The organism is Klebsiella sp. KTE92, from assembly GCF_000398905.1.
Classification (GTDB): Bacteria; Pseudomonadota; Gammaproteobacteria; order Enterobacterales; family Enterobacteriaceae; genus Klebsiella; species Klebsiella variicola.
This window is the reverse complement of record NZ_KB976100.1, coordinates 1,212,696-1,236,249: the sequence shown is the minus strand read 5'-3', so window position 1 is coordinate 1,236,249 and position 23,554 is coordinate 1,212,696. Positions and strand designations below refer to the sequence as shown.

Here is a 23,554-nt window from a genome sequence, read left to right as displayed (position 1 = left end):
GGACGCTGCCTCGGCCCGACCCGAAGCCTGCAGGGATAAGTCGAAGGCACCACGAAGCGGCGATGTTGCTGGCCGGAGCCCGGGGGTACAGGGGGCGGCGGCGACTGGCCGCCCCCTGTGCGCTCCCTGCGCCATGAGAGATATAACGCAGAAGACTAACCGGGAGCGCAATGTGCGCTGAAGCCACAGATAACATAAAAGCCCGGCCGGGAATACCCGAAGATGGCACATTGCCAGCCATCTGATTCCTTGTGATTAATGTTGGTCCAGCCACGCCAGCGCCTGCTCGCCCGCCTCGTCCATCGGCAGATAGACCAGCAGGCGCGAACCGTTGCGCGGCGCCGAATACCAGTACATCTGCTGCAGACTGAATCGCCCGAGCTGCGGGTGGTTAAAATGTTTAATCTGGTTTTCCACACCGCGCACCTCGTAACGCTGATGCCACAGCGCTTCAAACTCCGACGAGGCGGCGAAAAAGCGCGCCAGCTTGTTTTCCCACGCCGAATCGCCACGGTGCTCGGCCATCGCGGCGCGGAAATAGGAGACGAAGGTCGGCAGCACATCGCGATTTTCGATCCGGCTGCGCCAGGTCTCATGGGTCAGATAGAGATAAATGCAGTTGCGATCTTCTTCCGGGAGGGTGGCGAAATCGATGCCCATCAGGCGGCAGAAGCTGTCGTTCCAGGCCACAATATCAAAGTTCGGTTTCTGAATGCTGGCTGGCTGCGGCATCAGGCTGTCCAGCATCCGGCGGGTGCCGGGGCTGATGCCTTCGCACACCGTCACCTGGGTGGCTTCCGGCGGGGTCAGCCCCGCCAGTACGAACAGGTGCCGGGTCTCCAGCGGACTGCACTGCAGGGCATTCGCGACCCCCACCAGCACCGCCTCCGACGGATTCACCTCCCGCCCCTGCTCCAGCCAGGTGTACCAGGTGACGCCGACGTCGGCGAGCATCGCCACCTCTTCCCGACGCAGGCCCGGCGTGCGCCGGCGGCCCACGCGGGGCAACCCCAGGCGCTGCGGATCGAGGCTTTCGCGGCGGGCGCGCAAAAATGCCCCCAGCTGTTTGCGTCGATCGTCCGGCACGGCGATCGTCAACTCCCGTTGCGGCATCGTGGTCATCACCCCTCCAGCATAGTAGTGCCAGTACCAGTATAGACAGGAACTGGTACCCGTTTAATTTATCGGTAATGCTACGTCGGTCTGCTGAATGACGCAATGGAGAATCCCATGAATACGTCTGCTGTTTCACCCGGCCGCGCCGGTCTGTTGCTGCTGCTGGGCGGCCAGATGCTGCCGCTTATTGATACCTCGATCACCAATGTGGCGCTGGACGCCATCACCCACACCCTGGCGGCCAGCGCCACGCAGCTGGAGCTTATCGTCGCGCTCTACGGCGTCGCCTTTGCCGTCTGCCTGGCGATGGGCAGTAAGCTTGGCGATAACTATGGCCGCCGGCGTCTGTTTATGTGGGGCGTCGCCCTCTTTGGCATCGCTTCCCTGCTGTGCGGGATGGCGAACAGCATCGGCGCCCTGCTGGCGGCCCGCACCCTGCAGGGCGCCGGGGCGGCGCTGATTGTGCCGCAGATCCTCGCCACTCTGCACGTGACCCTCAAAGGCCCCGCCCACGCCCGGGCTATCAGCCTGTATGGCGGCATCGGCGGGATCGCCTTTATTGTCGGACAGATGGGCGGCGGCTGGCTGGTATCGGCGGACATCGCCGGACTGGGCTGGCGCAACGCCTTTTTTATCAATGTGCCGATCTGCCTGCTGGTGTTGGCTCTGAGCCGCCGCTATGTGCCGGAAACCCGTCGCGAGACGCCGTCGCGTATTGACTGGCTGGGCACGCTGTACCTCGCGCTGATCCTCTGCTGCCTGCTGTTCCCGATGGCCCTCGGTCCGGAGCTGCACTGGCCGCTGTGGCTGCAGCTGATGCTGGTGGCGGTCCTGCCGCTCATGTTCGCCATGCGTCAGAGCGCCCTGCGCCAGCAGCAGCGCGGCGACCATCCCCTGCTGCCGCCGCGTCTGCTGCAGTTGACCAGCATCCGCTTCGGCATGGCCATCGCCCTGCTGTTTTTCAGCGCCTGGTCCGGCTTTATGTTCTGCATGGCGCTGACCATGCAGGAGGGGCTGGGGATGGCGCCGTGGCAGTCCGGCAATAGCTTTATCGCCCTCGGCGTGGCCTATTTTATTTCGGCGCTGTATGCCCCGCGGCTTATCGCCCGCCACAGCATGGGGCGGATCCTGTTGACTGGTCTGGCGGTGCAGATCGCCGGGCTACTGCTGCTGTGCGCCACCTTCTCCCGCTTCGGCATCGCCACCACCGCCCTGACGCTGGTCCCCGCCACGGCGCTGATCGGCTACGGTCAGGCGCTGATCGTCAACAGCTTTTACCGGATTGGCATGCGCGATATCAGCGCCAGCGACGCCGGGGCCGGGAGCGCCATCCTCAGCACCCTGCAGCAGGCGACCCTCGGTCTCGGACCGGCTATCCTTGGTTCGCTGTTCCTGGCGCTGGCCCGTCGCGGCGGCGGAAACTATCCGCAGGCGCTGATTGATTTTCTGCTGGTCGAGGTGGCCATGATGCTGTTGCTGGGGGCGATCGCGCTGTGGCTGCGCCATCATCTCAACCGACAGCCGGCGACGGTAGCGTCGTAATACCGGCGGCGGTGATTTGCATAATAGCTATCCAGCGGTCATCATACCCGCTGGATATTCAGGAGACGTTATGCAGGAATTAATATCGCAAATTGCCGCCTTAGGAATCGAAATAACCCCCACCCGCTCGCTGATGATTATCTTCGGCATTATCTTATTCACCGCCGTGGTCGTGCATCTGATATTGCACAAAGTGGTCCTGCGCGCTTTTGAAAAACGGGCGTTGGCCAGCAGCCATCTGTGGCTGCAAATCATCACGCAGAATAAACTCTTTCACCGACTGGCCTTTACCCTGCAGGGGATCATCGTCAACGTGCAGGCGGTGCTGTGGCTGCAAAAAGGCAGCGAGGCCGCGGAAATATTAACCACCGTGGCTCAGCTATGGGTGATGATATATGCCATGCTGTCCTTCTTCTCGCTGCTGGATGTGATCTTAAAGCTGGCGCAGAAATTTCCTGCCGCCTCTCAGCTGCCGCTGAAGGGGATATTCCAGGGGATTAAGCTGGTGACGGCGATTATTATCGGCATCCTGATTATTTCGCTGCTGATAGGCCAGTCACCGGCGATCCTGATTAGCGGGCTCGGCGCGATGGCCGCGGTGCTGATGCTGGTGTTTAAAGATCCGATCCTCGGTCTGGTGGCCGGTATCCAGCTCTCTGCCAACGATATGCTCAAGCTTGGCGACTGGCTGGAGATGCCGAAGTACGGCGCCGACGGCGCGGTGATCGATATCGGCCTCACCACGGTCAAGGTACGCAACTGGGACAACACCATCACCACCATTCCAACCTGGTCGCTGGTCTCCGACTCGTTTAAAAACTGGAGCGGCATGTCGGCCTCCGGCGGCCGCCGCATCAAACGCAGCCTCAACATCGACACCACCAGCATTCATTTTCTTGATGAACAGGAGCAGCAGCGCCTGATCCGGGCGAAGTTGCTTAAGCCCTATATGGATTCGCGCCACGAGGAGATTAGCGCCTGGAACCAGCAGTACGCCGGGGAACAGTCGGTTCTCAATGAGCGGCGAATGACCAATGTCGGCACCTTCCGCGCCTATCTGCAGGAGTATTTACGCCATCATCCACGCATCCGCCAGGATATGACCCTGATGGTGCGCCAGCTGGCGCCGGATGCCAACGGGTTGCCCATCGAGATCTACTGCTTCACCAACACCGTGGTGTGGGCGGAATATGAGGGGATCCAGGCGGATATTTTCGACCATGTCTTCGCCGTGGTGGAGGAGTTTGGCTTACGCATTCATCAAACGCCCACCGGCAACGACATTCGCGCGCTGGCGGGCGCCTTCTCCCGCTGATCCTCAGGCGCTGGCGCGGGCTATCACGCGCCAGTCCATCATCACCCGCTCGACGGCGGCGTCGGGATCGTCGATGCGTTTCATTAACAGATCCACCGCCGTGCGGCCGATCGCCCGGGAGGGCTGTTCGACGGTGGTCAGCTGCGGGGAGACCACTTCCGCCAGCTCGGTGCCGTCGAAGCCGATCACCGCGATATCCTCCGGCACCCGCAGTCCGGCCTGGTCAATCGCCCGCAGCGCCCCGGCAGCAAGTGAGTCCGAAACGGCAAACACCGCGTCGGGCTGCTCGTCTTGCGACAGCAGCTGCTCCATCGCCCGTTTACCGGCCGCCGCGCTAAGATCCTGCGCGTAAGTCACCTGCTGATACACCAGACCGTGCACGTGCAGCACGCTTTTATAGCCGCGCTCGCGCAGACGGGCATAGCGATAGCTCAGGTCGTGATTAATGAGCGCAATGCGGCGGCGGCCGCTATCGGCCAGTCGGGACACCGCCCCCTGAGCCGCCTCGACGTCGTTAATCCCGACGCAGGAGATGCTGCCGGTGTCGGCATACTCCGCGCACTGCACCCAGGGCGCATCGCCAATCATGGTGGTCAGTTCCGGCAGGCTGGAGAGCGCGTTCATGGTAATAATGCCGTCGACCATTTTGCCGGAGAGCAGCTGCAGGCCCGAGGTCGAGCGGGCCAGATCCGACCCGGAGTTACACAGCAGAATGCGGTAGCCATTCTTCTCCGCCTCTTCTTCTATCCCTTTCACCACCTCGGCGCAAAAGGGGTTAGCGATATTGGAGACCATCACCAGGATCATATTGCTGCGAGCGGTTCGCAGCTGACGCGCCAGCAGGTTCGGCTGATAGTTGCTCTCTTTGATCGCCTGCAGCACGCGCTCACGGTTTTTGGCTTTTACCGTATCGCTGTTGTTCAGCACCCGCGACACCGTGGCCACCGAGACGCCGGCCAGACGAGCAATTTTCTGAATAGACATAAACCCTGCACTTCCTGCGATAGAGGTGGATCCTGCAGGCTATCATAAATGACCTCTGGTCAGCCTGCCAGCCTGGCGCGAAAGCGCGGGAACGCACGAGAAAACTATTAAAAATCAGGGCTTCTCTCCCACGCCGTTAACGCGCATCCTTTTGCCGTTCCACCCGGTTCGCGCTCTGGCGACAGCCCCCTGGCGCCCTATTTCTTCATTTATGATTAAGGATGATATCTCCATGAGGCTCTCCACCGCAGTTCTCGCCCTCAGCTGTGCCCTGGCAACGATCACCGGCTGCACCTCGTCAAAATCGTCACCGGAACGCCACGCTTACGCGTTTGTCGCCCACCGCTCCGATTTTGTCGGCGGCAATTTCACCGTCAACCGCCAGGAAAATTACCGTTTAAACCTGCCGACCTTCACGGCAATGTACGCCCGCGGCCAGCAGGATAAAGCCGCTGGCATGAGTGAAAGCGACGCCCGCCACACCGCTGAGGCCATCAAACAACAGGCGGCGCAGGGCACCCGCACCGAGCACGCCTTTACCGGCAACGCCAGCGACAAATGGGATAATGCGATGGAAAATAAAGATGCCGTCCTGTTCGGCAACGAGCTCTCCGGTGCCTATCTCGACGGCTATCTTGGGGTGAAATAATCCTGCGCCCCGCCTGCGCTCAGCGTTCGACGCTGACCCAGCGCTGCTGCTGATGGCTTTTGACGATCGCCTCGATGATGTACATCACATCGGCGCCGTCGTCGAAAGCGGCGAAGCGCCGGGCCCCGGCCTCCGGCATCTTCCCGGCGCGCACCGCCTGATAAAAATGCCCCATCATATTCTTGAAGGCATCCGGCCAGCCCTCAATATGGCCGCCGGGATAATGGGCGCTGGCGGCGGCCTCCGGCCGCAGCAGGCTCGGGTCGTCGCTGAGCAGGCGATCCGGCTGCTCGCGGTGGCCGATCCACAGTCGCTGGGGCACTTCCTGATCCCAGGCCAGAGAACAGAGGCTGCCGTTAATCTCCACCGCCAGACGGTTTTTCCGCCCGGCGCTCACCTGGGAGACCATCAAGCTGCCTTTGCTGCCATCGTCAAAACGCAACAGCACCGAGCCAAAGTCCTCAGTATCGACAGGCCGGGTTTCATATGCCTGCGCCTCGTGAACGGCGCTGAAGGTCGCTTTGCCATTGACTGGCGCTTTACGCGTCGGCCAGACGATAGACAGATCCGCCATCACCTCGACAATCCGCCGACCGGACATAAACTGCACGGTATCGCACCAGTGGGAGCCGATGTCGGCCACCGTCCGCGACGCGCCGCCCTGCGCCGAATCGACCCGCCAGTTGTAGTCGGTCTCCAGCAGCATCCAGTCCTGTAAATAGCTGCCGTGCGCCGCGAAGATCCTGCCAACATCGCCATGGCGGATCATCGCCGCCGCCTGCTGGACCATGGCGAACTGGCGATAGACGAAGCTGACGCCATGCACCACGCCGGCCCGGGCGGCAAGCGCCACCAGCTCCCGCGCCTCCTCCGCCGTCATACACAGCGGCTTTTCCGAGAAGACGTGCAGCCCGGCGGCGAGGATCTGCCGGTTAATCTGGGCATGCAGATGGTTCGGCGTACAGTTATGCACCACCTGCAGCCCCGGATGGGCCAGCAGCGCCTCCACGCTGTCGTAGGCATGGGCAATGTTCAGCGCTCGCGCCTTGCGCTGCGCCGCCTCAAGGCGGCTGTCGCACAGCGCCACGACCTCGACATCTCCCAGCCGCCGCAGCGCCTCCAGATGCGCCGGGCCAATAAACCCTGCCCCGATTATCGCAACCTGAATCATGTTATTCCCTCCCGCCGGCGGCAAAGTCATCGAAGGCCCGTCCGGCAACGGGAATGATATGGCGGCGGATAAACTCGCTGCCCTCGCGCGCGCCGGTCTCGGCGTCCTTCAGGCAGCACTCCCACTCCAGCACCGCCCAGCCGTCAAAATCATATTCGGTCAGCTTACTGAACACCCCTTTGAAGTCGATCTGCCCGTCGCCAGGAGAGCGGAAACGCCCGGCCCGCTGCTGCCAGGGCTGGTATCCGCCATAGACGCCATTGTGCCCGTTGCGACGAAATTCGGCGTCCTTGACGTGAAACGCTTTAATACGCGAGTGATAGATATCGATATAGGTCAGATAATCCATCTGCTGCAGATGCAGGTGGCTCGGGTCATAGAGCATATTGCAGCGCGGATGGTTATCCACCAGCGCGAGAAAACGCTCAAAGGTCACGCCATCGTGCAGATCTTCGCCGGGGTGGATCTCATAGCAGACATCGACGCCCTGTTCGTCGAAGTGGTCCAGCAGCGGCCGCCAGCGCCGGGCCAGCTCGGCAAAGGCCTCATCCAGAAGCGGCTGATTGTGCGGCGGCCACGGATAAAAAAAGGGCCATGCCAGCGCCCCGGAAAAGGTCGCATGGGCCTTCAGCCCAAGGCGGCCGGAGGCCACTGCCGCCTGGCGCACTTTCTCCACCGCCCAGCACTGGCGCGCCTGCGGATCGCCATGTAGCGCGGCTGGGGCAAAGGCGTCAAACGCCGCGTCATACGCCGGATGCACCGCCACCAGTTGCCCTTCAAGATGAGTGGACAGCTCGCTGATGACCAGCCCATGCTCCGCCAGGGTGCCGCTGACCTCGTCGCAGTAGGTCTGGCTCGCCGCCGCCCGCTCGACATCAAAAATCGCCGGGTGGTTGCAGGGGATCTGCAATGCCCGGTATCCCAGGCCGGCGGCCCACTGCGCCACCCCCGCCAGCGTGTTAAACGGCGCCTGCGGGCCAATAAACTGCGCCAGAAAAATGCCCGGTCCCTTAATCGTTTTCATACCCCCTCCTGAAAAATTAGTGCGGCTCTTTCTCGTTGTACTGGAAAGAGAAAAGGAAAATCAGCGCGATAACCGCGGCGGCCACCGCCGGGATCCACCAAAAGGTCACCCAGGCCTGCGGCACGCTCTGGCCGGCCACCAGATGGTTATACAGCGCGCCGGAGATCTGCGAGCCCAGCAGCATGCCGATCCCGTAGGTGAACATCACAATCATGCTCTGCGCCTGGCCTTTGACCTTCTCGCCCGCCACGCGGTCGGTGTAGATAAAGCCGACGACAAAGAAAAAGTCATAGCACACGCCATGCAGCAAAATGCCCAGATAGAGCAGGAAGCGCCCCTCTTCGCTGACCCCGAGGGCAAAAAAGGCGTAGCGGACAAACCACGCCACCATGCCGATGAGCAGCATATATTTCACCCCGAGGCGACGGAACAGCAGCGGGATCACCAGCATAAAGACGATCTCTGACATCTGGCCGAACGACATCGCGGTGCTGACATCCTTGACGCCGGCATCCGCCAGATACGACGCGGTATAGGCGTAATAGGTGCCTAACGGTACGGAAATTAAGGTGGCGCAGAGGGAAAAAATCAGGAAGTGACGGGTTTTCAGCAGCGCGAAGGCGTCCGCACACAGCAGATCGCGAAACTGCACCGGCATGCCTTTGGCCGGCGCCGGGGTGTGGGGCAGCGTCAGGCTGTAAATCGCCAGCGCCACCGAACAGAGCGCCGCAAGCGTGAAGATGCCGGTGGTATCAGAGATACCGGTCACCCCGATGCAGATCCCGGCGATAATCCAGCCGATGGTGCCGAACACGCGGACCACCGGGAAGGTTTTATCGATGTTCGCCAGGCTGTGAAAGGCGATATTGTTGGTCAGCGCCAGAGTCGGCATATAGCACAGCGTATAGCCGAACAGCAGGCCAATCAGCAGGGCGCCGTTCTGCGCCACCAGCGCCTGGGGGACAAACCACAGGATCGCCGCCCCGGCCAGGTGCATCACCGCCATCACCTTCTGCGAGGCGAAAAAGCGGTCCACCAGCATTCCCAGCACAAAGGGGGACAGGATGGAGGCGATCGGCCCGGCGGAGAACGCATCGCCGATCAGCAGTGACATCTCATAGCGGGTCATCACCAGCCCCAGGGTCACCGACCAGCTGCCCCAGATAAAGAACTGCATAAACATCATTAACGACAACCGCGGCACCAGAAAACGGTGGCTCACGCGGACACTTTCCCGACCTTCTGTTGTTGTGACCATGTTGCTCGCCCTCAGAAAAGTAATCGATTACAAAATCGCTCAACACAAAAGTAATCGATTACAAAAAGAAGATCGCCAGACAAATTCCCCACCTGCGAAGAGGATCACAATAAAAAGGCAGGCAGCCCCGCCGGACGGCGGGGCGTCTCGCTTACGCCGGGCGGCGCAGCAGTTTGAAGGCGATAAACAGGAACAGGATCCACACCGGCAGCAGGATTGCCGACAGGCGCATGCCGTCGATAGTGCACATCAGCACCAGAATCAACCCAAGGAAAGCAATGCAGAAGTAGTTGCTGGCGGGCGCCAGCAGCGCTTTGAACTTCGATTCACGCCCTTTGCGGCGCTGGGCGGCACGGAACTTCAGGTGCGCCATACAGATCATGATCCAGTTCAGGAGCAGCGTCGCCACCACCAGGGCCATCAGCAGCCCCAGCGCTTCATGCGGCAGCAGGTAGTTCAGCACCACCACCAGCGAGGTAATGACGCCTGACAGCAGCAGCGAATTCACCGGCACGCCGCGCTTGCTGACACGGGCGAGGAACGTCGGCGCATTGCCCTGCACCGACAGGCCGAACAGCATCCGGCTGTTGGAGTACACACCGCTGTTATAGACCGACAGCGAGGCCACTAGAATGACGAAGTTCAGCGCGGAGGCCACCATGTTGCTGTCGAGATGATGGAAAATCATCACAAACGGGCTGCTGTCGGATTTGATCTCCACCCACGGGTAGAGCGCCAGCAGCACCACCAGCGAACCGATATAGAACAGCAGGATACGATAAACCACCTGGTTCACCGCTTTCGGAATGCTCTTTTCCGGGTTTTGCGCTTCGGCGGCGGTGATGCCGATAAGCTCCAGCCCGCCGAAGGAGAACATAATCACCGCCAGCGACAGAATAAGACCGTGCCAGCCGGTGGCGAGGAAGCCGCCGTGTTTCCACAGGTTGTCGAACCCGGCTTTGCTGCCGCCGTGGCCGCCAAACAGCATCCACAGGCCAAAGGCAATCATACCGATAATCGCCAGCACCTTAATCAGCGCGAACCAGAACTCCGCTTCGCCATACAGACGGACGTTGACGAGATTGACGGCGTTAATAATGAGGAAGAAGGCCGCCGCCCAGATCCAGGTGGGCACGTCGGGGAGCCAGTACTGCATATAGATCCCGGCGGCGGTCAGCTCTGCCATTCCCACCAGCACGAACATCACCCAGTAGTTCCAGCCGGACAGGAAACCAGCGAACGGGCCCCAGTATTTGTAGGCAAAGTGGGCAAAGGAGCCGGATACTGGCTCTTCCACCACCATCTCGCCCAGCTGGCGCATGATCAGAAAAGCGACAATCCCGGCCACGGCGTAGCCCAATAAGACCGCCGGGCCAGCCATTTGAATCGCAGGACCAATGCCAAGAAACAGGCCGGTGCCAATCGCGCCGCCAAGGGCGATAAGTTGAATGTGTCGGTTCTGTAAACCGCGATGAAGCGTCGGGCCGCTCTCTTCTACGGCATCCGACGACGTTGACGCGTCTTTCACGTCGTTCCCCTGTGTGTTTTTGTGAAGGGGCACCTTTTATCACTTAGGGGGGATTGTCGCAAGTTGCGCGGGGCGAGCGTCAGCCGCCCGCCCCGCTTTTTTAGCGTCAGAAGTCGTAGCTCATTGAGACGCGCACGGTACGCGGATCGCCTTCGAACAGATAGGTACCGGTATCGTCAATGCCAGACCAGTACTTCTCGTTGGTCACGTTGGTCACCCCGACGCGCCAGGTCATTTCGTTCTGGTCGGCGTTCAGGCGCATACGATAGCGCAGGCCTAAATCCAGGGTGGTGTAGCTATCCAGCTTCTTGGTATTGGCCGCATCGGCATACTGCGACCCGCTATGATTGACGCGCGCGGTGGCGGTCAGGCCTTCCACCGGCTTGATATCATACTCGGCGCCGAGCACTGCGTAGAAGTTAGCCACCCCGATGGCATCTTTACCGTCGGTTGCGCCTTTAGCGGTTTTAGTCTGTTTGGCATCCAGCCACACCGTACTGGCGTTAAGACGCAGCCCCAGCATCGGCTCGCCGAAGACGTTCATCTCTACGCCGCGGTTACGCTGCTCGCCGTCGAGGCCGTAATTGCCAGCGGTATCGGAAATAGCGTTCGGTTTTTTGATTTCAAACAGCGCCAGCGATCCGCCGATCGTTCCGTAGTCGATCTTGAAGCCCACTTCGTCCTGCTTCGAGTGCGCGATCCCGGTACTCTGCCCGGCATTGGCCGCCGTCGTCGGCGCCACAGAGCCCGGCTGCAGCGCTTCGGTATGGTTAGCATACAGCGACAGCTGCTCCCACGGCTTGTACACCAGGCCAAACGTCGGCATCCAGCGGCTTTGGGTATAACGCGAAGAAGTATCTTCCAGCCCGGTGGCGTTGCTGTAGTTGCGCACAACCACTTTCTGATGACGAGCGGCGGCGGTAAACAGCACTTTATCGTTAAAGAAGCCGAGGGTATCACTCAGCAGCCAGCCCTGCGTACGGCTGCGCGAGGTGACCAGCGGATCGTGGTAGTTGCCGCCAAAATAGGCGTTATCCGGCATCGCCACATCACGGTTGTCATAGATATTGGTGGTCGGATTCTTCGCCGACATCCGCCAGGCGGTAGCATCGGTATGCACCTGCGCCGCATAGCCGAGGTTCACCTTATGCGAAATCGCGCCGGTATTGAAATCGCCGCGTACCCCGCCCATGCCGCTGATCGCGTCAATAATGCGGTTAGTATCCAGGCGGCCCACCGTCGCATCGCCGTTTTTATTCAGAAGCTTCGGCGCGCTGTAGGTGCCAATTTCATGCGAATGCTGGCCGCCGAGGGCGCTGTATACCGTCCAGCTATCGGTCAGGTCATATTCTGCCTTCGCCATGCCGAATTCGCTTTCGATATCGCTATAGCCCCACTTCTGGCTGTAGTTTTTGCTGTTGTCCGGCAGCGCCGGAACGAAATCCACGCCGCTGATATTGACGCCCATCGTACCGCCGTGGAACGTTTTCTTCTGGTAGCCGAAATCGAGCGAGGAGCGGAAACGGTCGCCGCGGTAATCAAGCCCCAGCGAAGCCAGCGTAGTACGACGTTTATCATTATCGATAGCGCCTTCACCCTCGCGATGCACCAGGTTGACCCGGGCGCCGAACTGGTTGTTGTCGCCGAAACGGCGTCCCAGGTCGAGGGTGCCGCCCACCTGAGAATCAGAGGTATAGTCGACGCCAACGCGCGCGGTCGGCAGATCTTCCGCCCGTTTCGGCTCAAGGTTAATCATCCCGCCGACGCCGCTGCTGGCCGCACCGTTAAGCAGGCTGTTAGCTCCTTTGAAAATTTCAACGCGCTCCAGCATCTGGGTGTCCATCACCTGACGCGGCACCACGCCCGCCAGGCCGCCCATGGTCATGTCATCGCCATCGAGCTTAAACCCGCGGATTCGATAGGTCTCGGCGAAGTTGCCGTAGCCCTGTACGGCCTGCACGCCAGCGTCGTTACTGACGACATCGGCGATGGTTTTCGCCTGCTGATCCTGAATCAGCTTCGAGGTATAGCCGATAACGTTAAAAGGAACGTCCATCGCCTTTTGTTCGCCAAGCATCCCCAGACGGCCGCCGTGAGCGATCTGCCCGTCGAGGAATGCCGGAACCACCAGGTCGCCGCCGGATTTAAAATCGCTGGTTTCGTTAGCCTCGACGATGAGGGTCTCTTCGCCAGGTTGCTTCGCGGCGGCAGCGTCCGCGGCCATCGCCGTTTGACTGGCAGCGCCGATGGCTAAGGCCAGCAGCGTTTTACGCAGCGGGAAGGATGAATAGTGCGTGGTGTGCATAATTTGCCCCATGGATGAGGATAAATGAATCAAAGGGCCCGTCGCCGGACCCGTTATTTTTATTGCGCGTTCAGGTCAATGCGTACGACGCTGTCCGGGCCTTTTGTGGAGTGGTCTTTATTGAAGGGCTGTTTGACGGTGACAAATAGCGTCTGACCATCGGCGGAAAGCAGCAGGCTGTTGGGATTGGCCGGCAGCGCCCAGCTTTTCTTCAGCGTGTAGCGGCTGGCGTCAAGGCTGATAACCTTGCCGGATTCACGCTGCGAAATATAAATTTCGTGGCGTTTCTTATTGAACTGCACTGCCAGCGAATCGCCGACGTCGAGCTGTTTAAGCAGCTTGCCGCTGTGGATATCCAGCACCAGAGTGGTTTTCGCTTTCGAGTTATCAGTCACAAACAGGCGGCCGGTGTCGCTATCTTCGGCCATATTAAGCAGCAGCGCTGGCTTGTCGCCCAGCGGCTTCCAGCGCTGTTCAATGCGCTGGTTATGTGGGTTGATCACCAGAATTTCACCGCTGCCGTTAGCGGCGTACACGCGACCGGTTTGTGCGGAGTAGTGCAGGCCGGTCATCCATTTACCGGTATTTTTAATCCGTGTTTTCAGCTTCAGAGTGGTGGCGTCAACCACCCAGATTTGCGCCAGGTCGGCGACCGCACCAACGTAGAGAGTATTGTTCAGCAACAGCAGCTGACGGGCCCCATAAGGGCGACCTTTTTCATTGCGCTCGCTGAACAGCAGGCGGTTTTTTACCTTGCCGGTGGCGGTGTCGATAGCGCTGATGCCGCCGTCCAGCGAATTGCTGACATACAGCGTTTTACCCTCCGCAGAGAGCTGTAAAGCGAAGTTTTTCAGATCGGTGTGCGTCAGGCCGATGGTATTGAGGGTGTGCGGATCCAGTGTGTAGACCGCCCCGCCCTGCACATTTTTAAAGCCTTCGGCGCTGGCGACGTACAGCGCATCACCCTGCGGGCTTAACGCCATCTCGTACAGCCCTTCCGCTAGCTGGCGCTGCAGCGGTTGCGCCACGTTAGGGGCTGGCGAGTCGACAACCGGTTGGGAAACGGCAGAGGAATGAGGCGTCGCGCAGCCGCTTAACGCCGCGCTGATGGCCAGCGTCAACGTCGGAAGTGTGTATTTCATTGGATCAACCCTATAAAAAATCAACGACCCGATGGACGCGCAGCGACCGATATTGTCTGTTTCCAGCCTGCTGTCTTTACGTCACCCTACGCCTTCGCGACTCTTAGTGAACGACTCACTGGCGCAGCTCGAACCTTGCCAAAATTACGAATGAAAAAGAGAATGAGAACTATACTCATTATCTAATGTCAAACAAGTCCTGGCGGGCAAAAAAGATAATCTGCTGATTTTTTTTACGGCAATGGCGGATAACGAGGGGAAGAAAGGATCCGCGAAGGGAAAAAGAGTCCCGGAAGCGAGGCAGTGCCCCCTCCCGGTTTCAGGGCCAGAAGGCGCAGGATGTGTCGCCCATCTGGCGCAAAACGACAAATGCCTGCGCTATGTCGCTGAGCGGCGGTTAATAGCGCACCATCACCGACTTCAGCTCCGTATAATCATCGATAAACGCGCTGCCGAATTCGCGCCCGATGCCCGAGCCCTTCATGCCGCCGAACGGTACCGCCGGGTCGAGGAAGGTATGCATATTGACCCACACGATGCCGGCGTCAATCGCCTCCGAGTAGCGCAGCGCCTGGCGAATATTATCGGACCAGACGCTGGCCGCCAGGCCATATGGCGACGCATTGATCCGCGCCAGCGCCTCTTCTTCACTGCGATAGCCGATAAAGCTGCATACCGGACCGAAGGTCTCCTCGCGCATCAGGGTGCTCTCTTCGCTGCGGACTTTGACCGCAGTCGGCTGCAGGAAATACCCCTCTCCCGGCAGCGCTTCGCCGCCGCAGACGATGGTATCCCCCTCGTCGCGCGCGGTCTGGATCAGTTTGAGCACTTTCTCGTACTGCTGGCGGTTGGCCAGCGGCCCCATCAGCGTCTGTTCATCCAGCGGCGATCCCGGCGCGAAGGCGCTGAGCTTGTCTTTCAGCAGCGCCAGCACTGCATCCAGTTTGCCCTGCGGCAGGTAAAAACGCTCCGCAGCGGCGCAAATCTGCCCCTGGTTCAGGTAGCCGGCTTCAATAATGCCGTTGACCATCGCCTCCGGCGTCAGGTCATCGAGGAACAGCGCGGCGTTTTTGCCCCCCAGTTCAAGGGTCACCCGTTTACCTGACGCGCAGGCCGACTGCTGGACTTTTTCACCGGTGGCCACCGAGCCGGTGAAGCTCACCTTGGCGCAGGCCGGATGCGTCATCAGCCGCTGGGCAATCTCGCCGCCGGTGCCGTTGACCACGTTAATCACCCCATCCGGGATACCCACCGCTTTCGCCAGCTCCGCCACGCGCAGCAGCGTCAGCGGCGTATACTCGCTCGGTTTGAGGACGATGGTGCAGCCGCAGACCAGGGCTGCCGCCAGCTTCCAGATGGCAATCATGATGGAGAAGTTCCACGGCACGATGCCGACCACCACCCCCAGCGGCTGGCGGCGGGTGAAGGCGGTATATTTCTCACCGTTCATGGAGGGGAGCGAGACATCCAGCGTTTCGCCGGTGACTTTCCCCGCCCAGCCGGCGAAGTAGCGCAAAAACGCCACCGATTGATCCAGCTCCAACATCCGCGCCAGCATGATGGTCTTGCCGGAGCAGAGACTTTCCAGCTGCGCCAGCGCTTCGCGATGCTCAGCCAGGGCATCCGCCAGCTTCAACAGCAGCGTACCGCGCGCCAGCGTCGGCATCTCACGCCACTGACTGAACGCCTGGCGGGCGCTCTCCATGGCGCGATCCGCCTGATCCACATCCGCTGCCGTCACCTCAGCAATTGCCTGACCGGTGGCCGGGTTAATCACCGCGAACGGCGCGCCGTGGCCCGCCTCACGTTGACCGGCAATAAACTGCCCGTGTGGCTGGCGTAAAAAGGCGGTCACTTCCGCCAGTAAGGTTATCTCGCTCATCGTCAGCACCCGTTTTTTTAGCAAAGTTGGCCTATCACAGCACGGTTGCTCTGCGCCGCCCATCGTTCTAAAGAACGTCATTCTTCCGGACGATATTCAACGCCCGCATGGCGTGCTGTGATGAGGACCTTGAGCCAGGCAAGACCACAGGGTAACGCGATGAACATTAAAATCGATGCGCTGAACTACTACGGCGCGACGAAGAAATACCACCTCCATTTCCCGGCGCTGCGGGAAGATATTGAAGCCGACGTGGTGATTATCGGCGGCGGCTTCTCGGGGATTAACACCGCCCTTGAGCTGGCGGAACAGGGTATCACCAACGTGGTGGTGCTGGAGGCGCGCCATCTTGGCTACGGCGGTACCGGGCGCAACGGCGGCCAGGTGATGGCCGGTATCGGTCACGACATCGAAGCGGTGAAAAAGCACGTCGGCAAAGAGGGGCTGGAGACGCTGTTTAAAATCGCCAACCTCGGCGCGGGCATCATTCGCGAACGCATCCGCAAATACCATATCGACGCCGATTTCGTCCCCGGCTACGGCTATCTCGCCTATAACCAGCGGCAGCTCAAAACGCTGCGCCAGTGGGAGAAGGAGTTTAAAGCCGCTACCCCGGATGAAGAAATCGAACTGTATACCGGCAAAGAGGTGCAGCAGGTGGTTGGCTCCGAGGTCTACTGCGGCGCGCTGAAACATATGGGCGGCGGGCAGATCCATTCGCTCAATATGCTGCTCGGTTCGGCGCAGGCCGCCCATTCGCTGGGGGTAAAGATCTTCGAATCCTCGCCAGTGGTGGAGGTGAATTACGGCAAACAGGTGCAGGTACGCACCGCGATGGGCAGCGTCAAAGCCGCCAAACTACTGTGGGCCTGCGACAGCTTCCTCAACAATATGGAGCCGGAGATCTACAACAAGACGCTGGTGACCTACTCCTATCAGGTGTCGACCGAGCCCCTTTCCGATGAACTGATCGAGCGCATCAGCCCACTGCGCGGCGCCTTCAGCGATATTCGCCCGGTGATTAACTACTACCGCGTCACCCGGGAAAATCGCCTGCTGTTCGGCAGCGCGACTCGCTTTGTGGAATATACGCCGAACGATTTCGCCGCCTGGAATCGCACCCTGCTGGCGGAGGTCTTCCCCTATCTGAAGGATGTGAAGATCGATTTCGCCTGGGGCGGGCCGATGGCCTGTAGCGCCAACCTGTTCCCGCAGATCGGCACCCTACGCGATCACAACAACGTCTTTTACGTCCAGGGGTACTCCGGCTTCGGCGTCACCCCGTCGCACATCGTGTGCAAAATCCTCGCCGAAGGGATCAACGGCGGTTCCGACCGCTATCGCCTGCTGAGCAGCATCCCCCACGCGACCATCCACGGCCGTGACAGCCTGCGCTTGCTATTAGTCACAGCCGGAAAATTGATGCATCAAACCGCCGGTTTCTGGAAAGGCCGGAGTTAACCAGGAGAACGCTATGCACGCTTTTAAACTTAAACACCCGGTACCTGACCTGCAGCCGATCGGCAGCGTCAGCCTGCTCGGCGCGACGCCGACCGCGGGAGACCCGCAGGTGGCCGGGGCGATGATCTACGGCGAGCCGCAGGACGCCTTTACCTGCGGACTGTTTTCGTCCACTGAGGGGAGCTTTACCATGACCTATCCGTTTACCGAGCATGCCACCGTGCTGGAAGGCGAAGTGGAGCTGACCGTCGCCGGTGGCGAGCCGCAGCGCTTTGCGCCGGGCGACAGCTGGTTTGTTAAACAGGGCACCGAAGTGGAGTGGAAAATCCTGACGCCGCGCTTTGTGAAGCACTACCTGGCGAACGTCGAGACGCGCTAACACGCTGATAATGCCCGGCGGCGCAGGGAGCGCACAGGGGGACCCGGAGGCGGCGCATTGCGCCTTCTCCGGGCTACCAAATCGCACAGCGCTGTAGCCCCGGTAAGCAGCAGCGCCACCGGGGGTTTTGAGGCCGCCAACACCGGCGTTTCAGTCAGCATGGTGAATAAATTAAAGGCAGGCCGCACGGACCGTAGGCCGGATAAGGCGCAGCCGCCATCCGGCAGAAATACGCGCAACGTGGCAAGACGGATGGCCCCGGTTTTCGGGGTCATGTTGTTTATCCACCGCGACATTCATCGACTGCGTCACAGAATCATGCGCCGCCCTCCACCTTCCGGACGATATTCATTGAGCAGGATGCCCGCCTAAATTATGACTATCCGGGAGTGGCGCTGGCTATTCCCTGCCCTACCCCATTATTGTGCAGAGGTTGACTATGTTTAGTAACAGACTCGCCAGCCATCTTGAGCGCGGCGTCGTCGGCTTCCCGACCACCCTCGCCAGCTCCGTCGGGCTGATCATGGCCAGCCCGGTGATCCTGACGGTCACCAGCGGCTTCGGCATGGGCGGCGATACCTTCGCGCTGGCGGTGCTGCTGGCCTTTATTATGATGCAGGCGCAGGTCACCACCTTTGCCGAGGCGGCGACGCTCATTCCTACCACCGGTTCGGTGTACGACTATATCTCCTGCGGCATGGGCCGCTTCTTCGCTATCACCGGCGCGCTGTGCGCCTATCTGATCGTCCATATTTTCGCCGGGACGGCGGAGACGATCCTGGCGGGCATTATGGCGCTGGTAAACTTCGAATCGATCAACGCTCAGATGGCCGCCCACCAGAACACCTGGATGGTGGGTGTCGGCATGGTGGTGATTTTCGGCTTGCTCAACGCCATCGGCGTGGAAATCTTCGGCAAGGTCGAAGTGGTGCTGACCTTCGGCATGTGGACCACACTGACTATTTTCGGCCTGTGTGGCATTTTTATGGCGCCGGTGACTCATCTTTCCGGCTGGTTCGGCACGCCGCTGAACATCAGCGATATCAACGGTCTGTTCGGCTATATCGGCATGGCGATGTTTATGTTCGTCGGCTGCGAACTGGTGACGCCGATGGCGCCGGAGATTAAACAGGCCCACCGCACTATTCCGCGGGCGATGGCGCTGGGCCTGCTGGGAGTCGCCAGCTGCATGTTTATCTACGGCGCGGCGATCAACCGCCAGGTGGAGAATACCGTGCTCGACGCGGCCAACAACGTCCATCTGCTGGATACACCGATGGCGATCCCGGCCTTCGCCGAACGGGTGATGGGCCACGCCGGCCAGTACTGGTTGGGGGTCGGGCTGCTGCTGGCCGGCTGCGCCACCATCAATACGCTGATGGCCGCCGTGCCGCGTATTATCTACGGCATGGCACTGGACGGCGCGCTGCCCCGCTTCCTGACCTGGCTGCACCCGCGCTTTAAGACGCCGGTGATCGCCATTGCCATCGGGGTGGCGATCCCCTGCCTGCACGCCTGGTATCTGAACGGCGATCTGGACCGCATCGTGCCGCTGATCCTCGCCGCGGTCTGCGCCTGGGGCGTCGCCTATCTGCTGGTGACGCTGTCGGTGGTGATGCTGCGCATTCGCCGCCCGGACCTGCCGCGCGCCTACCGCTCGCCGTGGTTCCCGCTGCCGCAGATTATCTCCAGCGTCGGGATCATCATCGCTATCGTCAATATCACGCCGCCCGGGATGGACAGCCGCCAGGTGCTGGTACCGTTCGGCATAATGCTCGGCCTGACCGCCGCTTACGCCCTGTTCTGGACGGTGTGTGTGCAGCGCGTCAATCCGTTCAAGCCGCTGGTAGTGGAAGAGGTGGTGGAGCGCGCCATCAACAATTATGAAAAACAGACCCGCGGGGAGATGACGCCAGATGTCCTCCGTCCCCTGGTTTGAGACGCCGTTAATGAACGCGGTGCAGCGCGATCTGGCGGGCTGGCCGTGCGAAAAGCTGAGCGAACGCAGCGCATTGCTGCGATTGAACGACGCCACCGCCGTGACCTTCAGCGTGCGTCAGAAGCGGCTGTTTATGGCCAGCATTCACAGCTGCGAGTTTGTCGTCGAGGGGCCGGTGACCCGGCCCGTGCGCGGTAACATTCGCGCCCATCAATCCGGCTGGTGGAAACGCCAGCCGATCCGCTTTATCGGCGGCAAAGGCAGCGAGGAACTCGCCAGCTATCTCAACGGTTTTCCTAATCTCCAGCAGACCTTAAGCGAGCTGGATTACCGCCGCTTTTCGCTGACCTTTGATAGTAGCGGCTGGCGCTGCAGCATTGAACCCTGGGCCGCCAGCGAAGTGGTCTGTAAAATGCCCCCGCTGCGCCGTTATCTGCGGCTGGAAGCGCAGCAGCGGATGCTGCTGCTCAGCGTGCTGGCGATGATTAATCAGGCGGTAAGTCAGTGGATGCGCGGTGGAATCGCAGAAGGGAAAGCATTGACTTCCCCGCCATCACAGCGGGGAAGCTGAGGCGTTTTATAGCAGACCAAACCGTTGCGCCAGCCGATCGATAGCCTGCCTCTGGAACTGCGCGAACTCCGCCCGCGGCTGCTGCTGCTGAATAAATTCCCGCAGCGGATCCTGGACCTCGGTACGGATACCGCTCAGCGTTTCCATCACCGCCAGGCCGCAGAACGGCACGTAGGATTCGGCGTAGCCGCCCTCGTGCACCATCACCAGTTTCCCGCCGCACAGGCGATCCGCCGCCTGCTGGACCTGTTCGGTCATCGCCCGGAAGCTGTCGCTATGTAGCTGCATCCGCGCTAATGGATCCATGGCGTTGGCGTCATAGCCGCAGGCGATAATAATCAGCTCCGGCTCAAAACGCGCCAGCGCAGGAATGACGATAGTTTCCAGCGCATAGCGCCAGCTGTCATCCCCCGCCCCGGCCAGCAGCGGAATATTAATGTTGTAACCTTCGCCCGCGCCCACGCCGCGATCGTCCTCGCCGGCGTAGCCCGGCGGGAAGCAGCCGTCCTGATGCAAGGAGATAGTCAGTACGTCGTCGCGCTGCAGGTAGATATGCTGGGTGCCGTTGCCGTGGTGAACATCCCAGTCAATGATCGCCACCTTGCCCAGCCCCAGCTGCGCTTTCGCCCGCTCGACGGCAATGGGAATATTGGCGAGGAAACAAAATCCCATCGACTGGTCCGGCAGACAGTGGTGTCCGGGCGGGCGCGACAGCGAATAGGCATTATCCAGCTCCCCCTCCAGCACCGCTTCCACCGCCGCACAGGCCAGCCCGGCGGAAAGACAGGCGATTTCATAACTGCCCGGCCCCAGCGGCGCCTCTTTGCCGAGCATGCCACCGCCGTTATCGCTGATCGTCTTGAAGCGCTCCAGATAGCTGTCGGGGTGGATCCGCCGCAGGTCCTCAAGGCTCGCCGGCGCCGCGCTGCGCAGCGCCAGCTGCGGCGTCAGCCCGGAGACGTCCATCAGGTTTTTCATCCGCCGTTTGGTCTCCGGCGATTCAGCATGGCCGCCACCGGCGGGCGGCTGCACCCACCCGCCCACCGGCAGCGTCACCGCGTGCAGGCCGGTACTGTGCCAGAAACAACGTTCATCAAAGAAGAAACCGGTTTTTCTTTTCACTCTATCCTCCCGTGGGCTAACTCTTCCCGGCGGCGGACGCCGCCGCAATCAAAATCAATGACAGCAGCGCGCAGACGCCTGCCGCCGCCAGCAGCGGGTCGGCGCTGGCAAAACGCTGCAGTAAGGCCCCGGCTAAGGCCGGACCGGCCGCCATGCCGCCGCCGATCACCAGATTGATGCTGTTCATCAGCCGGCCGTTGCTATCGAGCCCGGCCACACGGGCAAGAATAAAGGGCAGCACGAAGGTCCAGGTGAACTTAAACAGCAGCGCCGCGATGGCGTAGCGCACCAGCAGCGGCTGGCCGATCAGCAGCCCAACGCTGACGATCAGCAGGCCGTAGCCCAGCCACACCGGTAAACGATCGGCCCGCTGGGTACCCCGCAGCGCCGCGCCGCCGGCGCCGATAATGCCGCAAACCGTCGCCGCCGCCAGCACCAGACCGACCTGCGTCGGGGTTAGCCCCGCCGCGCTGCCGATGGTGCCGATAAAGGTCCACACTGCGCTGAGGCTGATATAGAAAGTGAGTACCGCCAGCACCGCCAGCGCCTGACGCCACAGCGCCGTCGACGGCTGCTGGTGGGAGGCAGAGAGCGGTTGAAAGCGCGGAGGGAAAGCTGACACCAGCGGCAAACAGCAGAGCATAATGGCGGCGAGGATCAGATAAACCACCTTCAGGCCAAAGGTCGCGAACAGGCCGGGCAGCACCAGCAGGCCAAGCATGCCTAACAGCAGTTGCCCGAGCACCCAAAAGGCGTAGACCCGCGACGGGTTCGGCGTCCCCGCCGCGCAGCTGATACACAAAATCATCAGCGTGCCGCCCGCCAGCGAGGCGAGAAAGCGCGCCGCCAGCAGCGTCTCGTACTGGGTGACCACCGCCGAGGCGAGGTTGGCGGTCAGAAACACCACCCCGGCCATCAGGGCGACCCGCCGCCAGTCGAGGCGGCTCATCCACCACCACGCCGGGAGCGTCGCCAGACTCATCGCCCCCAGCTCCGCCGAGAACAGCCAGCCGATCTGCCCAGGTTTAAGCTGCCATTCGCTGGCCAGCTGCGCCGCCACCGCCGGCGCGGTCATCAGAATACCCGGCGCAATAGCGGCAAAAATCACGATCGCCGCCAGCAAACGCAGGGAGACCACCAACCCGGCGGGCCGGGAAAGCGCATTATCAGTGAGAGGGGTACTCGACATCGTAGGCGTGCTCCGGTCAAAAAAGCCTCCCCCCGGAGGATCCTCCAGGGAGTGATACCCACAGGCATCAGGAAAACGCCGTGCTGCCACGGCGCGCGCGGGATGCGAAAGTCAGATCACAGATGCAGCGTACGCTGAGCGGCCGGCATCCAGGTTCGGGAAACCAGTTCGGTACGATTGACCACTTCGGTCTTGGCGAAAATGTTGCGCAGGTGCGTTTTTACCGTCGAGAGCGAGATATCCAGCTGGCGGGCAATCAGCTTATTGCTGGCGCCTTCGCGCACCATGCCGACGATTTCCCGCTCTTTCGCCGTCAGGATGGCGGGCAGGTCATCGTCTTCCTGCAGACAGTCGCGAATGGCCAGCTCCACCAGCGGCAGCACCGCCTGAGCCCGCTGGCGCTCTTCGCTGGAGAAAGGCACGTCGCGCATCAGCGAGATACCGGCGATGATCCGCCGCTCGCGGCGAATAAAGATCTCGGTCATGTCGCGTACGTTATTCGGCAACATGAATTCATGATAGTAATGGCGGTTGCGGTCGCAGAGCCGCGGCGTCATCGCCGCCACGGTGGTGTTCTGGTGGCTAAAATGCGAGGGCAGAAGCGGATCCAGCGGCTGGAAGTTTTCCAGATATTGTTGGTGCGTATTATCGGAAATATTATGCAATATATAGCTTTCGGGTTTTAAACGATTATTTACTCGATAAAAGACCGCTGAAGTCAGTGGAATTAGCTGGGAAATAGTCTGTAAACAACGGGCTATTATCGCATCATTACGGCTGGCTTTTAACAAAGCAGACATGATAGGGCCTCCCCGTCGAGATGATGGTACATGACACATGGATGACTACTGATAATTGAAGCATACATTTCACATTTAAGTAACACAATCATTAACATATTAACAATGTGATAGCCGTTACATAATTTTCAACAAATCATTGTTATATAAAGCATTTAAAAAACACACCCGCCATGC

The 23,554-nt window shown here is 60.5% G+C and carries 19 protein-coding genes; 7 read left to right on the top strand and 12 right to left on the bottom strand.

All coding sequences use genetic code 11. The annotated features are described in order from the left end of the window. Positions 1-255: 255 nt before the first annotated feature. The gene (locus A1WC_RS19285; protein WP_016160436.1) at positions 256-1,122 is read right to left on the bottom strand and encodes a helix-turn-helix transcriptional regulator; all 867 of its coding nucleotides are present in this window, start codon (positions 1,120-1,122) and stop codon (positions 256-258) included. A gap of 108 nt (positions 1,123-1,230) precedes the next feature. Between A1WC_RS19285 and A1WC_RS19290 the strand changes: the two genes are divergently transcribed. Both A1WC_RS19290 and A1WC_RS19295 read left to right on the top strand, forming a co-directional pair. Then, positions 1,231-2,658 (top strand): MFS transporter, encoded by a 1,428-nt coding sequence (locus tag A1WC_RS19290; RefSeq protein WP_016160435.1) that lies wholly within the window; start codon positions 1,231-1,233, stop codon positions 2,656-2,658. Positions 2,659-2,728: 70 nt separating this feature from the next. Continuing rightward, entirely contained in the window at positions 2,729-3,973 is a 1,245-nt protein-coding gene (locus A1WC_RS19295) for a mechanosensitive ion channel family protein (RefSeq protein ID WP_004202471.1), read from the top strand. Positions 3,974-3,976: 3 nt separating this feature from the next. Here the strand turns inward: A1WC_RS19295 and A1WC_RS19300 are convergent, their stop codons facing one another. Beyond that, a complete protein-coding gene (locus tag A1WC_RS19300; RefSeq protein WP_012968759.1) occupies positions 3,977-4,957 on the bottom strand; it encodes a LacI family DNA-binding transcriptional regulator in 981 nt (326 codons plus the stop codon). Between the two features lie 232 nt (positions 4,958-5,189). Between A1WC_RS19300 and A1WC_RS19305 the strand changes: the two genes are divergently transcribed. Next, on the top strand, positions 5,190-5,606 hold the full coding sequence (locus tag A1WC_RS19305; protein WP_016160434.1) for an Exc2 family lipoprotein: 417 nt from the start codon (positions 5,190-5,192) through the stop codon (positions 5,604-5,606). Between the two features lie 19 nt (positions 5,607-5,625). Here A1WC_RS19305 and A1WC_RS19310 read toward each other — a convergent pair whose 3' ends face one another. The 7 genes from A1WC_RS19310 to A1WC_RS19340 form a co-directional block, all read right to left on the bottom strand. Continuing rightward, a complete protein-coding gene (locus A1WC_RS19310) occupies positions 5,626-6,777 on the bottom strand; it encodes a Gfo/Idh/MocA family protein (protein WP_016160433.1) in 1,152 nt (383 codons plus the stop codon). Between the two features lies 1 nt (position 6,778). Next, positions 6,779-7,801, bottom strand: coding sequence for a sugar phosphate isomerase/epimerase family protein (locus tag A1WC_RS19315; protein WP_016160432.1), 1,023 nt, complete (start codon positions 7,799-7,801; stop codon positions 6,779-6,781). A 16-nt stretch (positions 7,802-7,817) separates the two neighbouring features. Then, positions 7,818-9,023 carry an MFS transporter gene (locus A1WC_RS19320; RefSeq protein ID WP_162499996.1) on the bottom strand — a complete coding sequence of 402 codons (1,206 nt, stop codon included), beginning with the start codon at positions 9,021-9,023 and terminating at the stop codon, positions 7,818-7,820. 187 nt (positions 9,024-9,210) lie between these two features. Continuing rightward, a complete protein-coding gene (gene pheP / locus A1WC_RS19325) occupies positions 9,211-10,587 on the bottom strand; it encodes a phenylalanine transporter (protein ID WP_016160431.1) in 1,377 nt (458 codons plus the stop codon). Positions 10,588-10,693: 106 nt separating this feature from the next. Continuing rightward, on the bottom strand, positions 10,694-12,892 hold the full coding sequence (locus tag A1WC_RS19330) for a TonB-dependent receptor (protein WP_016160430.1): 2,199 nt from the start codon (positions 12,890-12,892) through the stop codon (positions 10,694-10,696). Positions 12,893-12,951: 59 nt separating this feature from the next. Further along, on the bottom strand, positions 12,952-14,034 hold the full coding sequence (locus tag A1WC_RS19335) for a YncE family protein (protein WP_016160429.1): 1,083 nt from the start codon (positions 14,032-14,034) through the stop codon (positions 12,952-12,954). Positions 14,035-14,431: 397 nt separating this feature from the next. Beyond that, positions 14,432-15,916, bottom strand: a complete 1,485-nt coding sequence (locus A1WC_RS19340) for an aldehyde dehydrogenase family protein (RefSeq protein ID WP_016160428.1) — start codon at positions 15,914-15,916, stop codon at positions 14,432-14,434. 159 nt (positions 15,917-16,075) lie between these two features. On the opposite strand from A1WC_RS19340, the gene A1WC_RS19345 reads away from it, so the two are divergent. From A1WC_RS19345 to A1WC_RS19360, 4 genes are all read left to right on the top strand, one after another. Next, a complete protein-coding gene (locus A1WC_RS19345) occupies positions 16,076-17,377 on the top strand; it encodes an NAD(P)/FAD-dependent oxidoreductase (RefSeq protein WP_016160427.1) in 1,302 nt (433 codons plus the stop codon). Positions 17,378-17,390: 13 nt separating this feature from the next. After that, positions 17,391-17,756 (top strand): cupin domain-containing protein, encoded by a 366-nt coding sequence (locus A1WC_RS19350; RefSeq protein WP_002892824.1) that lies wholly within the window; start codon positions 17,391-17,393, stop codon positions 17,754-17,756. 439 nt (positions 17,757-18,195) lie between these two features. Beyond that, positions 18,196-19,695, top strand: coding sequence for an APC family permease (locus A1WC_RS19355; RefSeq protein WP_004183276.1), 1,500 nt, complete (start codon positions 18,196-18,198; stop codon positions 19,693-19,695). After that, positions 19,673-20,266, top strand: a complete 594-nt coding sequence (locus A1WC_RS19360; RefSeq protein WP_016160426.1) for a DUF3156 family protein — start codon at positions 19,673-19,675, stop codon at positions 20,264-20,266. The genes A1WC_RS19355 and A1WC_RS19360 overlap by 23 nt, the downstream gene beginning before the upstream one ends. A gap of 6 nt (positions 20,267-20,272) precedes the next feature. On the opposite strand, the gene A1WC_RS19365 is transcribed toward A1WC_RS19360, so the two are convergent. The 3 genes from A1WC_RS19365 to A1WC_RS19375 all read right to left on the bottom strand — a co-directional run bounded on the left by A1WC_RS19365 (position 20,273) and on the right by A1WC_RS19375 (position 23,377). After that, positions 20,273-21,388, bottom strand: a complete 1,116-nt coding sequence (locus A1WC_RS19365; RefSeq protein ID WP_012542538.1) for a class II histone deacetylase — start codon at positions 21,386-21,388, stop codon at positions 20,273-20,275. 16 nt (positions 21,389-21,404) lie between these two features. Next, positions 21,405-22,577: an MFS transporter gene (locus A1WC_RS19370; protein ID WP_012542539.1), complete on the bottom strand. Its 1,173-nt coding sequence runs from the start codon at positions 22,575-22,577 to the stop codon at positions 21,405-21,407. Between the two features lie 116 nt (positions 22,578-22,693). Further along, a complete protein-coding gene (locus A1WC_RS19375; RefSeq protein WP_012968769.1) occupies positions 22,694-23,377 on the bottom strand; it encodes a response regulator transcription factor in 684 nt (227 codons plus the stop codon). Between the last annotated feature and the right edge of the window lie 177 nt (positions 23,378-23,554).

Coding starts and splice junctions, on each gene's coding strand:
- A1WC_RS19310 (WP_016160433.1), bottom strand. CDS start 6,777: ATGATTCAGGTTGCGATAATCGGGGCAGGGTTTATTGGCCCGGCGCAT.
- A1WC_RS19340 (WP_016160428.1), bottom strand. CDS start 15,916: ATGAGCGAGATAACCTTACTGGCGGAAGTGACCGCCTTTTTACGCCAG.
- A1WC_RS19360 (WP_016160426.1), top strand. CDS start 19,673: ATGTCCTCCGTCCCCTGGTTTGAGACGCCGTTAATGAACGCGGTGCAG.
- A1WC_RS19370 (WP_012542539.1), bottom strand. CDS start 22,577: ATGTCGAGTACCCCTCTCACTGATAATGCGCTTTCCCGGCCCGCCGGG.
- A1WC_RS19330 (WP_016160430.1), bottom strand. CDS start 12,892: ATGCACACCACGCACTATTCATCCTTCCCGCTGCGTAAAACGCTGCTG.
- A1WC_RS19295 (WP_004202471.1), top strand. CDS start 2,729: ATGCAGGAATTAATATCGCAAATTGCCGCCTTAGGAATCGAAATAACC.
- A1WC_RS19300 (WP_012968759.1), bottom strand. CDS start 4,957: ATGTCTATTCAGAAAATTGCTCGTCTGGCCGGCGTCTCGGTGGCCACG.
- A1WC_RS19285 (WP_016160436.1), bottom strand. CDS start 1,122: ATGACCACGATGCCGCAACGGGAGTTGACGATCGCCGTGCCGGACGAT.
- A1WC_RS19290 (WP_016160435.1), top strand. CDS start 1,231: ATGAATACGTCTGCTGTTTCACCCGGCCGCGCCGGTCTGTTGCTGCTG.
- A1WC_RS19375 (WP_012968769.1), bottom strand. CDS start 23,377: ATGTCTGCTTTGTTAAAAGCCAGCCGTAATGATGCGATAATAGCCCGT.
- A1WC_RS19315 (WP_016160432.1), bottom strand. CDS start 7,801: ATGAAAACGATTAAGGGACCGGGCATTTTTCTGGCGCAGTTTATTGGC.
- A1WC_RS19345 (WP_016160427.1), top strand. CDS start 16,076: ATGAACATTAAAATCGATGCGCTGAACTACTACGGCGCGACGAAGAAA.
- A1WC_RS19355 (WP_004183276.1), top strand. CDS start 18,196: ATGTTTAGTAACAGACTCGCCAGCCATCTTGAGCGCGGCGTCGTCGGC.
- A1WC_RS19305 (WP_016160434.1), top strand. CDS start 5,190: ATGAGGCTCTCCACCGCAGTTCTCGCCCTCAGCTGTGCCCTGGCAACG.
- A1WC_RS19350 (WP_002892824.1), top strand. CDS start 17,391: ATGCACGCTTTTAAACTTAAACACCCGGTACCTGACCTGCAGCCGATC.
- A1WC_RS19335 (WP_016160429.1), bottom strand. CDS start 14,034: ATGAAATACACACTTCCGACGTTGACGCTGGCCATCAGCGCGGCGTTA.